The organism is Silanimonas sp. (assembly GCF_044377035.1).
Lineage (GTDB): Bacteria > Pseudomonadota > Gammaproteobacteria > Xanthomonadales > Xanthomonadaceae > Silanimonas.
Map to the genome: position 1 here is coordinate 179,321 of NZ_JBILJW010000002.1, position 13,692 is coordinate 193,012.

Below are 13,692 nucleotides of genomic sequence, written 5' to 3' on the forward strand. Positions count from 1 at the left end.
CGCGCAGCGTCGCCGAAACGGCGTTCAGCGGGCGTCGACGCCGTCGAAATCGAGGTTGTCGATCAGGCGCGTGCGGCCGAGGCGCGCGGCGACCAGCCCCAGGAGGCCCGGCTCGCTGCCGCCGTCAGGAATGGAGAGGTCGGCGCGGCGGATCGCCACGTAGTCGACATCGAAACCCGCCGCCGTCAGGCGCTCGACGGCTTCCTGCTCCAGGCCCGCCGGCGGCAGGCCCAGCGCGGTCTGATCGCGCAGCGTGCGCAGGTTGCGGATGATCTCGACGGCGACGCGGCGCTCGTCCTCCGACAGGTACTGGTTGCGCGAACTCATGGCCAATCCGTCCGGCTCGCGCATGGTCGGGCCGGGCACGATGTCGATGGCGAAGGCGAGGTCCTTCGTCATGTGCCTGATCACCTGCAGCTGCTGGTAGTCCTTGCGGCCGAAGAGGGCGACGTCCGGGTGCACCATGTTGAACAGGCGCGCCACGACCGTCGCGACGCCGTCGAAGTGGCCCGGGCGATGGGCGCCTTCCAGCACATCGGCCACGCCGGGCACGCGGATGCGCACCGCGGCCTCGGCGCCCAGCGGATACATGGTTTCCACCGAGGGCAGGAACAGCAGGTCGCAGCCCGCCTGCGCGAGCCCCTCGGCATCGGCCTCGGGCGTGCGCGGATAGCGCGAGAAGTCCTCGCTCGGCCCGAATTGCGTCGGGTTCACGAAGATGCTGGCCACGACCTTGTCGGCGTTCTGCTTGGCCAACTCGACCAGCGAATGGTGCCCCGCGTGCAGGTTCCCCATGGTAGGCACCAGCGCGATGCGATGCCCCTGGTCGCGCCAGCCGGCGAGGTGGGCGCGCAATTCGGCGACGGTGCGGACGGTGCGGATCATGCGTAGGCGTGCTCGGACGCGGGGAAAGTGCGCGAACGCACGGCCTCGGCATAGGCGCGGACAGCGCCCTGCACCGAGCCGCCATCGGCGAGGAAATTCTTCACGAAGCGCGGTCGGTGACCGCCACTGACGCCCAACAGGTCGTGCAGCACCAGGATCTGGCCGTCGCAACCCGCGCCCGCGCCGATGCCGATGGTGGGGATCGACAGCTCACGGGTGATGCTCTCGGCCAAGGCGGAGGGCACGCACTCGAGCACCAGCGCCGTGGCGCCTGCGGCTTCGACCGCCCGCGCGTCGCGCTTGAGCTGCTCGGCGGCCGCGGCTTCGCGGCCCTGCACCTTGTAGCCACCGAGCCGCAGCACCGACTGCGGCGTCAGGCCCAGATGGGCGCAGACCGGGATCTCGCGCTCGACAAGGAAGCGGATGGCGTCGAGCTTCACGCCGGCGCCCTCGATCTTCACCATCCCGGCGTTGCCTTCCTTGAGCATCCGCACGCCGGCGTCGAAGGCCCGCTCAGGTGTCGCATCGGCCCCGAAGGGCATGTCGGCCACGAGCAGCGCGCCGCGCAAGCCACGCGCCACGGCCCGACAGTGATAGACGATCTGGTCGACGGTGACCGGCAGCGTGCTGACCTCGCCCTGCACCACCATGCCCAGCGAATCGCCCACCAGGACGAAGTCCACGCCCTCGGCATCGAGCACCGCGGCGAAGCCGGCGTCATAGGCGGTCATCGCCACGATCGGCGTGCCGGCGGACTTCAACCGGCGCAGCTCGGGGACGTTGACGGGCGGGCGCGGCGGGGGCGCGTCGGAGGCATACATGCGGGGGCGGAAGCCGGTCGCGATCGGGCGCCTAAGGTATCGCCTCGATGCCCGAGCGATCCAGCGCAACGGCAAGAACCGCGATGCGACCGGCACCGGGCAGGTCGAGTTCGGGGGCGATCTCGGCCCAAGGCACCAGCACGAAGGCCCGCTCGGCGAAGCGCGGATGCGGCAACTGCAACGCCGGCGTGTCGAGCACGACGCCTTCCATCGCCAGCAGGTCGAGGTCCAGCGTGCGTGGCCCCCAGCGCTGCTCGCGGGCCCGGTCGCGGCCATGGGCGCGCTCGGTGGCCTGAAGTGCGGCCAGCACATCGAGGGGCGACAGCGTCGTGGCCAGCTCCGCCACGGCATTGATGAAGTCGGTCTGGTCGGTCACGCCCCAGGCCGGCGTGCGATAGCGGCGCGATACGCGGACGACATCGACGCCATCGGCCGCCCCCAGCATCGCCAGGGCGGAGGAGAAGCACGCGGACACGTCACCCACATTGCCGCCCAGCCCCACCCAGGCCCGCCGCGCGGTCATGCCGGAGCGCCGGCTCCCGGGCCGCCACGACGCGGACGGCGACGACGGCGGCGGCGCGGGCCGCCATCCCCCGTTGCGCCCTCGGCCAGCGCATCGCCCTCGCCCGCCTCGTCGAGCCCCAGGCCTCCGTGGTCCAACGATTCGGACAGCGCGGCCGGGGCCTGCAACTGCGCGTCGCGCCAGAACAGCAGGTCGGCGGCGAGTTCCGGCGCCACCTTGGCGCGGAGCTCGAGGAAATCGAACGCGGCGCGGAAGCGCGGATGGGCCAGCGTGCGGAACACGCGCTTTTTCTGCCGCAGCGCGAAGCGCGGCTGAAGCATCCAGATCTCCTGCATCGGCAGCGAGAACCGCCGGGGCAGCGCGATGCGATGCGCCTGGTGGAGGGTCACGCGATCGGCGGCACGCTGCTGGGCCACCGCCGGCTCGAGGCCCTGCGCCTGCAGGCGCGCCAGCTCGCGGCAGTAGGCCGGCCACAGCAGCACGGCATAGAGGAAGGCGGGCGTGACCGGCTTGTCCTCGGCGATCCGCTTGTCGGTGTTGCGCAAGCCATCGAGCACCATCGAGCGCAGCAGGCCGCTCCGGTTGGTGCGCAGCGCCTCCGCCGTTTCCGGCAGCACGGCTGGCAACAGCTGGTGGGCCTCCAACCCGAGGAAACTCGCCTCGCCGTGCCCGGCAAGGAACAGCTTCAGGGATTCGTCGAACAAGCGAGCAGGCGCCGCACCGGCGAGCAGGGGCGCCAGCGCGGGCATCGGCGCCGCGGCGCTCTCGTCGATGGTGAATTCGAGCTTCGCGGCGAGGCGGACGGCACGCAACATCCGGACCGGGTCTTCGCGGTAGCGCTTCTCCGGGTCGCCGATCAGCTTGAGCCGGCGGGCCAGCACGTCCTCGTAGCCACCGACATAGTCGCGCACCGAGAAGTCCTCGATGGCGTAGTACAGCGCGTTGGCGGTGAAGTCGCGCCGCACCGCGTCGTCTTCGATGCTGCCGTAGACGTTGTCGCGCAGCACGCGGCCATCGTCCTGCGTCTCCCGGTCGCCACTGCCATCGTCGTCGTTGGCGCGGAACGTCGCGACCTCGATGATCTCGCGGCCGTAGACGACATGCGCCAAGCGGAAGCGCCGGCCGATCAGCCGGCAATTGCGGAACACCTCGCGCACCTGTTCCGGCGTGGCGTCGGTGGCGATGTCGAAATCCTTTGGCTGGCGGCCGGCGAGCAGGTCGCGGACCGCACCGCCCACCAGATAGCCCTTGAAGCCGGCGTCGCGGAGCCCGTAAAGCACCTTCAGGGCGGCGGAGCTGATGTTCTTGCGCGAGATCGGATGGGCCTCGCGGGAAATCACCAGGGGCGCGACGGTTTCGGACATGGGGTGGTGGGTATCCAGGATGGCGCCGTAGAGGCTGGAGAATGTGGAACGAATCCGTTATCCTACCGGACTCGCAGGAAGCGACCAACCAATGCTCCCTTCGTCTAGAGGCCTAGGACGTGGCCCTCTCAAGGCTAAAACACGGGTTCGAATCCCGTAGGGAGCGCCAATTCCACGAGGCCCGGCAATGCCGGGCCTCGTCTTTTCCGGGCCCACGCCATCGGCCACGCCGCGGCGCTACCCTATCCGCCTTCCGAACGTCGCCCAAGCCATGCCCTTCGTCGTTACCGAGAACTGCATCAAGTGCAAGTACACCGACTGTGTCGAGGTCTGCCCGGTCGATTGCTTCCATGAAGGCCCGAACTTCCTCGTCATCGATCCGGACGAGTGCATCGATTGCACGCTCTGCGAGCCCGAGTGCCCGGCCAAGGCGATCTTTCCCGAAGACGACGTGCCGGCCGGCCAAGAGGGGCTGATCGCCCTGAACAAGGAGCTGGCCGCAGCGTGGCCCGTGATCACCACGCGCAAGGAACCGCTGCCCGACGCCGCCGAGTGGGACGGCAAGCCGGGCAAGCTCCCGCTGCTGCTGCGCTGAGCGGCGCGCGCCCGTGGGCGCGACGCCCATCGAGGCGCGTTACTGCAGGCGCGCCTGAAGCAGGCCCAGCAGCTCGCCCGCCGCGCCGCCACTGATCGCCGCGCCCTCCGGGCTGATGGCGTCGACGCGCACTGTCTCGCCACGCGCTGCCAGCCGAACGAGGAAGCTCTCGCCACGGAACCCGACCTCGTAGCTGTTCAGTGCCGCGACGGGCGTGGCCGTGGCGCCATCAATGCGGCCGAGCGCCAGGCCGACGCGGCGGAACGCGTTCTCGGCCGTATCGCTGATGTCGAAACTGGTGGCCACGCCAAGGGCCGCGGGCGGCGCCTCGCCGGGTGACGCCGTGCCAGCGGCGGCCGGCGGGATCTGGAGCGCCGCGCTCGACGACGGCAGGACGAGGTCCGGCGGCACTTCGAGCGGACGGCTCTCGCGACTTTCGAGGTACGGGGCGTCCTTGCCGCGGAAGAGCGAGCATCCGGACAGGGCGACGGTCGCCGCAGTGGCGAGGAGGCCGAGGATCAGCGGGCGCTTCAGGGTGGACAGGGGCATGGACATCTCCAGGGAATCAGGCGGCGCGACGCGCGGCCGAGGCTTCGGCGCGTTCGACGAGGGACAACATGACCGCCAGCGACGCAGTGTGCGGCGCCTCGAGCGGGAGCAGCGGCAAGCGCAGGTCGGCACCGAAACCTTGGGCCTTCAGCAAGGCCTTCAGCGGAATCGGGTTCGGCGCGCAGCCGAGGAAATCGTAGAGCGGTCGTAGGCCGGCGTCCTGAACCGCGGCAGCGTCGAACGCGCCGTCGCGAGCGGCCGCGGCGATCCCTGCAAAGCTGGCGGGAACGACGTTCGAGGCCACCGAAATCACGCCCACGGCACCGGCGCGCATGGCTTCCACGAAGGTCGGATCGTCGCCCGACAGCAACGCGAAGCCCGGGGCGGCGAGCGGCGCCAGGGCTGCCCAGCGTTCGGCGTCGCCACGCGCTTCCTTCAGACCGACGATGCCGTCGACGCCGACCAGTTCCGCCACCGTCTCCGGCGCCATGTCGACCCCGGTGCGACCCGGCACGTTGTAGAGGATCACGGGCAGCCCACCCTGCGCCGCCACCGCGCGATAGTGCGCCACCAGGCCAGCGGGCGTGGGGCGCACGTAGGGCGGCGTGACGACCAAAGCAGCCTGCGCGCCCAACTCCGCGGCACGACGGGTCTGGGCGATGGTTTTGGCGGTGTTCGAGAGCCCGGTGCCGGCGATCACGCCGATACGACCGGCGACGACGCGAACGGCTTCGACCAGCAGCGTGTCGTATTCATCGTCCGTGAGCGCCGCCGCCTCACCGGTGGAGCCAGCCACCACAACAGCGGACGTGCCCGACGCGATCTGTTTTTCCAGCATCTGCGCCCAGGCACGGAGGTCCAAGGTCCCGTCGATGGAAAACGGGGTGGCAAGCGCGGTGATGCTGCCGGAAAGTCGCAAGGCAGGGCTCGTTCGGTGGGGGAGAAATGAGCCTTGATGTTACTTGCGGCGCGAAGAACGCGGCAAGTATGCTGCCGGCAATGAGTGAATCCACGCCCCGTCCGCCGTCGAACGAAAACCTGCTGCTGATCAGCGCGTATTCGACCCATCCGGACTCCCCGCTCCTCGCCGTCAGCCGACGCATCGCCGACTCGGGCTGCAACCTCGCCGACGCCCGTCTTTCCACCGTGGGCCGGGATGTGTCGGTCACGGCGCTCGCCACCGGCTCCTGGGATGCGGTCGCCAAGTTGGAGGCGATGCTCGGCCGGATGGAGCGCGACGACGGGATGAAGATCCACTGGTATCGCACCGGCCCGAAGCCCGTGCAGTCCAACCTGATCCCCTACATCGTCGAGGTGGTCGCCTCCGACCGCCCGGGCATCCTCTACCAGCTCGCGGATTTCTTCGACCGCCAGGGCATCACCGTAGAGAACCTGCAGTGCTCGCGCTATCGCGCCATGCAGACCGGCGCGGACATGTTCTCCGCGCACGTCACGATCGGCGTGCCGGCCAGCATGCACATCGCCGCGCTGCGCGACGACTTCCTCGCCTTCTGCGACGACCTGAACCTCGACGCCATCATGGACCCGATGAAGTTCTGACGCCGATGACCCCATGCCTCCATTGATTCGCCGCCGCGCCGCGTGACCATCGCACGCCGACACCCAGCCGCCATGACGCCCCCGCGTGATGGCGGCTTTTTCTTTGCCGCATCCCTGCCCCGCCCCGAGGAGCTTCCATGACGCAGAGCAAGCGCATCTACGTGCTCGACACCAACGTGCTGATGCACGACCCGACGGCGCTGTTCAAGTTCGAGGAACACGACGTGTTCCTGCCGATGATGGTTTTGGAGGAACTCGACAACAACAAGAAGGGGCAAACGGAATCGGCCCGCAATGCGCGCCAGGTCAGCCGCTTCCTCAACGAGTTGGTCGTGGCCCACGGCAATCGTGGCATCGAGGGCGGCATCAGCCTGCTGCGTCCGAAGGAGCTGCAGCTGCGGGCGGCGGACATGCTCGGCCGGCTGCTGTTCCAGACCAAGCCGGTCGACATCAGCAAGGGCTTCGGCACGGTGCTGCCGGACAACCAGATCCTCGGCTCGATCCTGCAACTGCGGATGGAGAACCCGAGCACGCCGGTGGTGCTGGTGTCGAAGGACATCAACCTGCGCATCAAGGCGAGCATCGTCGGCGTGCAGGCCGAGGACTACGAGAACGACCGGGCGCTCGACGATTTCAACCTGCTCTACACCGGCGCGACCCAGCTGCCCGAGGATTTCTGGAAGCGTCACGGCGACAGCCTCCGCAGCTGGACCGAGCGCGGCCGCACCTTCTACGAGATCAAGGCCGCCCCCGAGGATGGTTGGTACGCCAACCAGTACCTCTACCTTCCCGGCGAGGACGATGTCGAACTGAAGGTGGCGAAGCTCGACGGCGATCGCGCGGTGCTGCAGATCGTCGAGGACTTCCGCTCGCCCAACCGACAGGTCTGGGGCATCAACGCGCGCAACCGCGAACAGAACTTCGCTCTGAACGCCTTGATGGACCCGGAGATCGACTTCGTCACCCTGCTCGGCACCGCAGGCACCGGCAAGACGCTGCTGGCGCTGGCCGCCGGCCTAGCGCAGACCATGGACGTGCAGCGCTACCGCGAGATCATCATGACCCGTGCGACGGTGAGCGTCGGCGAGGACATCGGCTTCCTGCCCGGCACGGAGGAAGAGAAGATGACGCCGTGGATGGGCGCGCTCACCGACAACCTCGAGGTGCTGACGCACGCCGAGGACCAAGGCAGCTGGGGCCGCGGCGCGACCAATGACTTGCTCGCCAGCCGCATCAAGATCCGCTCGATGAACTTCATGCGCGGCCGGACTTTCCTCAACCGTTGGGTGATCGTCGACGAGGCGCAGAACCTGACGCCGAAGCAGATCAAGACCCTGATCACCCGCGCCGGCCCCGGCACCAAGATCATCTGCATGGGCAACGTTGAACAGATCGACACACCCTACCTCACCGAAACGACCTCGGGCCTCACCTACGCCGTGGATCGTTTCAAGAGCTGGGCGCACAGCGCGCACATCACGCTGCGCCGCGGTGAGCGTTCGCGCTTGGCCGATTTCGCCTCCGAGGTGCTCTGAGTGCACGAACGCGTCATCTCGGCCCTGACCATCGCCGGCTCGGACAGCGGCGGTGGCGCGGGCATCCAAGCCGACCTCAAGGCCTTCGCCGCACACGGCGTGCACGGGCTCTCCGCGCTCGCCGCCCTGACCGCCCAGCACACCCGCGGCGTCACCGCCGTGCATGCGCCCGATGTCGGCTTCCTGCGGGCGCAGATCGACGCCTGCTTCGAGGACTTCGACGTGCGCGCGGTGAAGCTCGGCATGCTCGCCACGGCCGACATCATCCATGCCGTGGCCGACGCACTGGCGCATTGGAAGCCCGCGGCGCTGGTCGTCGACCCGGTGATGGTGGCGACCAGCGGCGCCAAGCTGCTGGCCGACGACGCCCTCGACGCACTGCGCACGAGGCTGCTGCCCATGGCGACGGTGCTGACGCCGAACCTGCCCGAAGCCGAACTGCTGCTCGGGCGCCGGATCGCCCCGGGCGCGGACGCCGATGCCGCACTTGTCGAACTACTCGACCTCGGCGCCGACGGCGTGCTGCTGAAAGGCGGGCATCTCGCCGAGGCCGAAGTGATCGACCGCTTCGGCAGCGGCGTGCTGCGCGCGAGCTTCCGCAGCCGCCGCCTGCCACTGGAAGGCCATGGCACGGGCTGCACGCTGGCCTCGGCGATTGCGGCGAATCTCGCCCTCGGCGAGACACCGTCGCAGGCCGCCCGCCTCGGCACCGAATACATCGCCGGCGCGTTGGCGGCCGGGTACCGCCCCGGTCTCGGCGACGTCGTCGTGCTCGACCACTTCTGGCGCTTCCGCGAACGATGATCGACCAGCTGCCGCGCTGGGTCTGGGTGGCCGGTGGCGCACTGAGCTTCGCGGCCGGGCTGATGAATGCCGTCGGCCTGCTGGCCTTCGGCGCCGAGGCCGTCACGCACCTCACCGGCACCACCACCCTGGTCGCCGGGCACGTCGGCTTCGGCCGCTGGGACAGCGCACTCCACCTGCTCGGCATCCTCGGGGCGTTCTGCATCGGCGCGGTCTTCAGCGGCTGGCTGATCCGCGACGAGCATCTGCGCCTCGGGCGACGCTACAGCGTGGCGCTGTGGATCGAAGCGTTGCTGGTGCTGGCGGCCACGCAGGCGTTCCTCTGGCGCGAACCCGCGGCCTACTACCTGCTGGCCAGCGCCGTCGGCCTGCAGAACGCGATGGCGACGACGTTCAGCGGCGCGGTGATGCGGACGTCGCACCTGAGCGGCATGTTCACGGACCTCGCCATCTACCTCGGCCACGCCCTGCGGGGCCTGCCGGTGGAGAGAAAGCGCATTGCCGTTTGCCTGCTGGTGATCGGCGGGTTTTCCAGCGGCGCGCTGGTGGGCGCCTGGGGCATGCGCTGGATCGGGCCGGAAGTGCTGCTCGTTGCGGCGACCATCGCTGCCGGCCTCGCCATCGCCCACGCCTTGCGCCCGGCGCCCCGCGCGGGCAAGGTTTGAGCGGGACATCCCCCGGCAAGGAGCAACACATGCGCAGCGGCAACCCGGTTCTCGGCGAGAACACCTTCCTCGACGTCGGCTCGGGCCGCGTCGTCACCCGCGATGGCCAGACGATGACGATCGGCGGCACGGTCAACAAGACCGCCCTGCTGCTCGCGATGGTGCTGATCACCGCGACCTACACCTGGAACCTTTACACCGGTCCGGAGAGCATCCCCGGCCTGATGCCCTACGTCTGGGGCGGCGCCATCGGCGGCTTCGTGCTGGCCTTGGTCACGGTCTTCAAGAAGACCTGGGCCCCGGTCACTGCGCCCCTGTATGCCCTGGTCGAAGGCCTGTTCCTCGGTGCTGTGTCGGCAGTCTTCGAAGCGCAGTTCCCGGGCATCGTGCTGCAGGCCGTGGGCCTGACCTTTGGCACGCTGGCGTCGCTGCTGCTGGCCTACAAGTCCGGCCTGATCCGCGCCACCGAGAACTTCAAGCTTGGCGTGGTCGCGGCCACCGGCGGCATCGCGCTGCTCTACCTCGTCAACATCGGCATGCGCCTGATGGGTTTCGAGGGCATGGGCTTCATCCACGACAGCGGCTGGCTGGGCATCGCCTTTTCGGCGTTCGTGGTCGTGATCGCCGCGCTGAATCTCGTGCTCGACTTCGATTTCATCGAAAGCGGCGTTGAGGCTGGCGCCCCGAAGTCGATGGAGTGGTATGGCGCCTTCGGCCTGATCGTCACCCTGATCTGGCTGTACCTCGAGATCCTGCGCCTGCTCTCGAAGCTGCGCGGCGACGACTGATCACGTCGGCCCCACGCACACGGGGCCATCACCAACGCGGAAACGGAAAAGGGCGCCTTGCGGCGCCCTTCCCTTTGGCTGCTTCGAACCCGCGATCAGGCGGTGACGCGCGCCGCGACAGCCTTGGCGAAGCTCTGCGTGGTGCCGGTGCCGCCCACGTCCGGCGTCACGCCGTCCTTGGCTTCCAGCGTGTCGCGGATGGCCTGGCGCAGGCGGTTGGCGTGGTCGACGTGACCGAGGTGGTCGAGCATCTGGCCGGCGGCCAACAGCAACGCGCAGGGATTGGCGATGTTCCTGCCAGCGATGTCCGGGGCCGAACCGTGCACGGCCTCGAAAATGGCGGCATGTTCACCAATGTTGGCGCCCGGGGCGAGGCCGAGGCCACCCACGAGGCCGGCGCACAGGTCGGAGACGATGTCGCCGAACAGGTTCGTCGTCACGATGACGTCGAACTGCTCCGGGCGCATCACCAGCTGCATGCAGGTGTTGTCCACGATCATCTCGTTGCACTGGATGTCGGGGTACTGCTGCGCCACTTCGCGGGCGACCTTGAGGAACAGGCCCGAGGTGGACTTCAGGATGTTCGCCTTGTGCACCACCGTGACCTTCTTGCGGCCGACGCGGCGCGCCAGGTCGAAGGCGTAGCGGACGATGCGTTCCGAACCCTTGCGGGTGACCTTCTGCGTGAGCAGGGCGGTCTCGCCGTCCGGCGACACCGACTGGCCCTCGCCGATGTAGGCGCCCTCGGTGTTCTCGCGCACCGTGATGATGTCGATGTTCTCGTAGCGCGCCTTGGTGCCCGGGAAGCTGATCGCCGGACGCACGTTGGCGTACAGGTCAAAGGTCTTGCGCAGCGCGACATTGATCGAGGTGAAGCCCTCGCCGACCGGCGTGGTCAGCGGGCTCTTGAAGGCGATGCGGTGCTTGCGGATCGCGTCCAAGGTGGCGGCGGGCAGCAATTCGCCGGTCTTCTCCATCGCCGACATGCCGGCTTCGACGAACTCGTACTGCAGCCCGAGCTTCATCGCGTCCAGCACGCCCAGCGAGGCATCCATGATTTCGGGACCGATGCCGTCCCCGCGGATCACCGCAATCGTCTGAGACATGTCTTTTTCCTTTTCTCGCCCGATCCAGTGCGGGCGGCGCGCGGATTATGCCGCAGCGGCGCCGGGCCGGCTTCTGACGGCGGTCAAGGAACCGGGAGTTGGTTCAGCCGTGGGCGGCGTCGTGGGCGCCGGGGGCCTCGGCGGCGCCGGCCTCGAGCTGGTCGAGGAAATCGACCGCGCGGCGCAGGTGCGGGATCACGATCGAGCCGCCGACGACGAGACCGACCGAGAACACCTCGAAGAACTCCTCGCGGGTGACGCCGGCCTGCTGGCACTGGGCGACGTGGTAGGCGATGCAGTCGTCGCAGCGCAGCACCATCGAAGCCACGAGGCCGAGCATTTCCTTGGTCTTGAGGTCGAGCGCGCCGGGCTTGTAGGTCTGCGTGTCGAGCGCGAAGAAGCGACGCACGACCTGGTTGTCCTCGGCGAGGATGCGCTCGTTCATGCGTTTGCGGAAGGCGGTGAATTCGGTGACGCGGTCACTCACGGGGCGGACTCCAGAAGGGGCGCCAGGCCACCGGCGCGGTCGAGGGCCACCATGTCGTCGAAGCCGCCGACGTGGGTGCCGTTGATGAAGATCTGCGGCACCGAGGTGCGCTTGGCACGCTCGAGCATTTCGCTTCGCGCTACCGGATCGAGGTCGACGCGCACCTCGCGCCACTCGACGCCGCGCTGCTTCAAGAAGTTCTTGGCGGCGACGCAATAGGGGCAGATCGCGGACGAATACATCACGACCTCGGCGCGGGACATCTCGGCGGCTCCAAAACGGTGCGGGAAGGCGCCGAACTATGCGGCCGGCCCGCGGTCTTTTCCAGCGTGGTCGGGCCCGGCTTAACGGCGGGTTCACCAGCCCGCGCCCCCCTTTCGGCATGCTCAGACGATGCGCCCAACGCCCCTGCTCGCCCTCCCCGCCGCCCTCGCCCTCGCGCTGTTCCCGGGCCCTGCCGCCGACGCGCAGTCGCGGCCGGAGGCGCTGCCGCAGATGGGCTCGTCCGCCGCCAGCCTGATCACCCCGGCCGACGAGGCGCGCTATGGCGCGATGCTCATGCGTGAGCTGCGCCGCCAGGACCTGCTGGTGGCCGACCCGCTCGTCGAAGGCTGGCTGCAGGGCCTCGGGTTCCGCGTGGCGGCCTCGAGCGGCGAGCCGGACCACGGCTACACCTTCTTCATGATGCGCGACCGCCGCATCAACGCGTTCGCCACCCTCGGCGGCCTCGTCGGCATGAACGCCGGCCTCGTGCTCACCGCCGAGCGCGAGGACGAAGTGGCCGGGGTGCTCGCCCATGAGGTCGCGCACGTGACGCAGCGACACGTGCTGCGCTCCGCCGAGAAATCCCAGCAGATGCAGCTGCCGACCATGCTGGCGATGATCGGCGCGCTGGCGGCGGCGTCGCAGAGCAACTCGCGTTCCGCCGACGATGCGATGCAGGCCGCGGTGGTTGGCGCCCAGGCGCTGATGGCGCAGATGCAGATCAACTACACCCGCAGCAACGAATCGGAAGCGGACCGCATCGGCATCGAGACGCTGTCGCGCGCCGGCTTCGATCCGCTGGGCATCGCCGATTTCTTCGGCCGGATGGAGCGCGCCTCGCGAGGCAACACGGGGGGCTGGCAGGCCCCGGAATACCTGCGCACCCACCCGGTGACGACGACGCGCATCGCCGAAGCCCGCGACCGTGCCGCGGCCATGTCGAAGCAGGCGCCCTGGCGGGACACACCCGTCCGTGACGAAGGGCATCTGCTGCTGCCGGCCGCGCTGCGCCCCTTGCCGAGCGCCGCGAACGCGCGGCCCAGCGAATTCCATTGGGCCCGTGAGCGCCTGCGCGTGCTGACGGCCCCCACCGCGCGCGACGCCGTCGCCGAGTACGAGAAGAATCCCGTCACCGCGCCTCGCCCCGAGGTCGCATACGGCCACGCCCTGGCGATGCTTCGCGCGGGCCACGCGAGCGAAGCCGTCACCCGCCTTGAGCGGCTGTTGGCCGTCGACCCGACCAACCTCTGGTTGCGGCTCGCCACCGCGGAGGCCCTGCACAAGGCGGGCCGCCCGGTGGAGGCCACCCGGCACTACGAGGGCTTGCTGGCGGATAACCCCCAGCATCGTGCGATCACCCTCAGCTACGCCGAGACCCTGACCGAGCGCGGGGATTCGGGCTCCGGCCAACGCGCCCAAGCCCTGCTCCGCCCGCTGCTGGCCGCCGCCAGCGGCGACCTACTGCTGCAGCGCAGCTTCGCCCGGGCCAGTGAGCTCGCTGGCGACGCCAACCGCGCCGTCGAGGCGCATGCCGAGGCCGCATTTCTCGCCGGCCGCGCGGAGGACGCCCTCAAGCAGTTCGACAGCCTCAAACATCGCGACGACGTCGACTACGTCCAGCGCGCCCGCGTCGAGGCCCGGATGGCCGAGATCATGCCCGTGGTGCTGGAGATGCGCCGGGCGGGCCTGCGGCCCGAGGACCAGGGGCGCGAACGCCGTTCCTGAGCCATGGCGGCCCCCTTCACC

Annotated in this window: 15 protein-coding genes, 1 tRNA gene and 1 pseudogene; 8 read left to right on the forward strand and 9 right to left on the reverse strand. The window is 69.2% G+C overall.

The window, feature by feature from the left end:
* Nucleotides 1-24 precede the first annotated feature (24 nt).
* The 4 genes and pseudogenes from panC to pcnB all read right to left on the reverse strand — a co-directional run.
* The gene (gene panC / locus ACIQ6S_RS01900) at nt 25-885 is read right to left on the reverse strand and encodes a pantoate--beta-alanine ligase (protein ID WP_397606868.1); all 861 of its coding nucleotides are present in this window, start codon (nt 883-885) and stop codon (nt 25-27) included.
* A complete protein-coding gene (gene panB / locus ACIQ6S_RS01905) occupies nt 882-1,706 on the reverse strand; it encodes a 3-methyl-2-oxobutanoate hydroxymethyltransferase (protein WP_397606869.1) in 825 nt (274 codons plus the stop codon). Before panB ends, panC begins: the two co-directional genes overlap by 4 nt.
* Before the next feature lie 31 nt (nt 1,707-1,737).
* Nucleotides 1,738-2,229: a 2-amino-4-hydroxy-6-hydroxymethyldihydropteridine diphosphokinase gene (gene folK, locus ACIQ6S_RS01910; RefSeq protein ID WP_397606870.1), complete on the reverse strand. Its 492-nt coding sequence runs from the start codon at nt 2,227-2,229 to the stop codon at nt 1,738-1,740.
* Nucleotides 2,226-3,569 (reverse strand): annotated as a pseudogene (gene pcnB, locus ACIQ6S_RS01915) (polynucleotide adenylyltransferase PcnB); the annotation flags it as partial. The gene folK and the pseudogene pcnB, both read right to left, overlap by 4 nt.
* A gap of 117 nt (nt 3,570-3,686) precedes the next feature.
* On the opposite strand from pcnB, the gene ACIQ6S_RS01920 reads away from it, so the two are divergent.
* Both ACIQ6S_RS01920 and fdxA read left to right on the forward strand, forming a co-directional pair.
* Nucleotides 3,687-3,762: transfer RNA gene (locus ACIQ6S_RS01920), tRNA-Glu, on the forward strand.
* A gap of 102 nt (nt 3,763-3,864) precedes the next feature.
* Nucleotides 3,865-4,188 (forward strand): ferredoxin FdxA, encoded by a 324-nt coding sequence (fdxA, locus tag ACIQ6S_RS01925; protein WP_397574286.1) that lies wholly within the window; start codon nt 3,865-3,867, stop codon nt 4,186-4,188.
* A 39-nt stretch (nt 4,189-4,227) separates the two neighbouring features.
* Here fdxA and ACIQ6S_RS01930 read toward each other — a convergent pair whose 3' ends face one another.
* Both ACIQ6S_RS01930 and dapA read right to left on the reverse strand, forming a co-directional pair.
* Nucleotides 4,228-4,737: a hypothetical protein gene (locus tag ACIQ6S_RS01930; protein WP_397574285.1), complete on the reverse strand. Its 510-nt coding sequence runs from the start codon at nt 4,735-4,737 to the stop codon at nt 4,228-4,230.
* Between the two features lie 16 nt (nt 4,738-4,753).
* Nucleotides 4,754-5,656: a 4-hydroxy-tetrahydrodipicolinate synthase gene (gene dapA, locus ACIQ6S_RS01935; RefSeq protein ID WP_397606871.1), complete on the reverse strand. Its 903-nt coding sequence runs from the start codon at nt 5,654-5,656 to the stop codon at nt 4,754-4,756.
* 26 nt (nt 5,657-5,682) lie between these two features.
* On the opposite strand from dapA, the gene ACIQ6S_RS01940 reads away from it, so the two are divergent.
* From ACIQ6S_RS01940 to ACIQ6S_RS01960, 5 genes are all read left to right on the forward strand, one after another.
* Nucleotides 5,683-6,297: a glycine cleavage system protein R gene (locus tag ACIQ6S_RS01940; protein ID WP_397606872.1), complete on the forward strand. Its 615-nt coding sequence runs from the start codon at nt 5,683-5,685 to the stop codon at nt 6,295-6,297.
* Between the two features lie 137 nt (nt 6,298-6,434).
* Entirely contained in the window at nt 6,435-7,832 is a 1,398-nt protein-coding gene (locus tag ACIQ6S_RS01945) for a PhoH family protein (protein ID WP_397606873.1), read from the forward strand.
* The gene (gene thiD / locus ACIQ6S_RS01950) at nt 7,833-8,636 is read left to right on the forward strand and encodes a bifunctional hydroxymethylpyrimidine kinase/phosphomethylpyrimidine kinase (protein WP_397606874.1); all 804 of its coding nucleotides are present in this window, start codon (nt 7,833-7,835) and stop codon (nt 8,634-8,636) included.
* Nucleotides 8,633-9,301 (forward strand): YoaK family protein, encoded by a 669-nt coding sequence (locus ACIQ6S_RS01955; protein WP_397606875.1) that lies wholly within the window; start codon nt 8,633-8,635, stop codon nt 9,299-9,301. Before thiD ends, ACIQ6S_RS01955 begins: the two co-directional genes overlap by 4 nt.
* 29 nt (nt 9,302-9,330) lie before the next feature.
* Nucleotides 9,331-10,089 carry a Bax inhibitor-1/YccA family protein gene (locus tag ACIQ6S_RS01960; RefSeq protein ID WP_397573613.1) on the forward strand — a complete coding sequence of 253 codons (759 nt, stop codon included), beginning with the start codon at nt 9,331-9,333 and terminating at the stop codon, nt 10,087-10,089.
* A 95-nt stretch (nt 10,090-10,184) separates the two neighbouring features.
* On the opposite strand, the gene ACIQ6S_RS01965 is transcribed toward ACIQ6S_RS01960, so the two are convergent.
* From ACIQ6S_RS01965 to grxC, 3 genes are all read right to left on the reverse strand, one after another.
* Nucleotides 10,185-11,195 carry an isocitrate dehydrogenase gene (locus ACIQ6S_RS01965; protein WP_397606876.1) on the reverse strand — a complete coding sequence of 337 codons (1,011 nt, stop codon included), beginning with the start codon at nt 11,193-11,195 and terminating at the stop codon, nt 10,185-10,187.
* A gap of 103 nt (nt 11,196-11,298) precedes the next feature.
* Nucleotides 11,299-11,640, reverse strand: coding sequence for a carboxymuconolactone decarboxylase family protein (locus ACIQ6S_RS01970; protein ID WP_297875433.1), 342 nt, complete (start codon nt 11,638-11,640; stop codon nt 11,299-11,301).
* A gap of 38 nt (nt 11,641-11,678) precedes the next feature.
* Nucleotides 11,679-11,945, reverse strand: a complete 267-nt coding sequence (gene grxC, locus ACIQ6S_RS01975) for a glutaredoxin 3 (RefSeq protein ID WP_397573615.1) — start codon at nt 11,943-11,945, stop codon at nt 11,679-11,681.
* Nucleotides 11,946-12,075: 130 nt separating this feature from the next.
* On the opposite strand from grxC, the gene ACIQ6S_RS01980 reads away from it, so the two are divergent.
* Entirely contained in the window at nt 12,076-13,671 is a 1,596-nt protein-coding gene (locus ACIQ6S_RS01980; protein WP_397606877.1) for a M48 family metalloprotease, read from the forward strand.
* Nucleotides 13,672-13,692: the final 21 nt, after the last annotated feature.

Bases quoted from the DNA above. Each gene is read 5' to 3' on its own strand.
- panC (WP_397606868.1), bottom strand. From the start codon at position 885: ATGATCCGCACCGTCCGCACCGTCGCCGAATTGCGCGCCCACCTCGCC.
- panB (WP_397606869.1), bottom strand. From the start codon at position 1,706: ATGTATGCCTCCGACGCGCCCCCGCCGCGCCCGCCCGTCAACGTCCCC.
- folK (WP_397606870.1), bottom strand. From the start codon at position 2,229: ATGACCGCGCGGCGGGCCTGGGTGGGGCTGGGCGGCAATGTGGGTGAC.
- fdxA (WP_397574286.1), top strand. From the start codon at position 3,865: ATGCCCTTCGTCGTTACCGAGAACTGCATCAAGTGCAAGTACACCGAC.
- ACIQ6S_RS01930 (WP_397574285.1), bottom strand. From the start codon at position 4,737: ATGCCCCTGTCCACCCTGAAGCGCCCGCTGATCCTCGGCCTCCTCGCC.
- ACIQ6S_RS01940 (WP_397606872.1), top strand. From the start codon at position 5,683: ATGAGCCTTGATGTTACTTGCGGCGCGAAGAACGCGGCAAGTATGCTG.
- ACIQ6S_RS01945 (WP_397606873.1), top strand. From the start codon at position 6,435: ATGACGCAGAGCAAGCGCATCTACGTGCTCGACACCAACGTGCTGATG.
- ACIQ6S_RS01955 (WP_397606875.1), top strand. From the start codon at position 8,633: ATGATCGACCAGCTGCCGCGCTGGGTCTGGGTGGCCGGTGGCGCACTG.
- ACIQ6S_RS01960 (WP_397573613.1), top strand. From the start codon at position 9,331: ATGCGCAGCGGCAACCCGGTTCTCGGCGAGAACACCTTCCTCGACGTC.
- ACIQ6S_RS01965 (WP_397606876.1), bottom strand. From the start codon at position 11,195: ATGTCTCAGACGATTGCGGTGATCCGCGGGGACGGCATCGGTCCCGAA.
- ACIQ6S_RS01970 (WP_297875433.1), bottom strand. From the start codon at position 11,640: ATGAACGAGCGCATCCTCGCCGAGGACAACCAGGTCGTGCGTCGCTTC.
- grxC (WP_397573615.1), bottom strand. From the start codon at position 11,945: ATGTCCCGCGCCGAGGTCGTGATGTATTCGTCCGCGATCTGCCCCTAT.
- ACIQ6S_RS01980 (WP_397606877.1), top strand. From the start codon at position 12,076: ATGCGCCCAACGCCCCTGCTCGCCCTCCCCGCCGCCCTCGCCCTCGCG.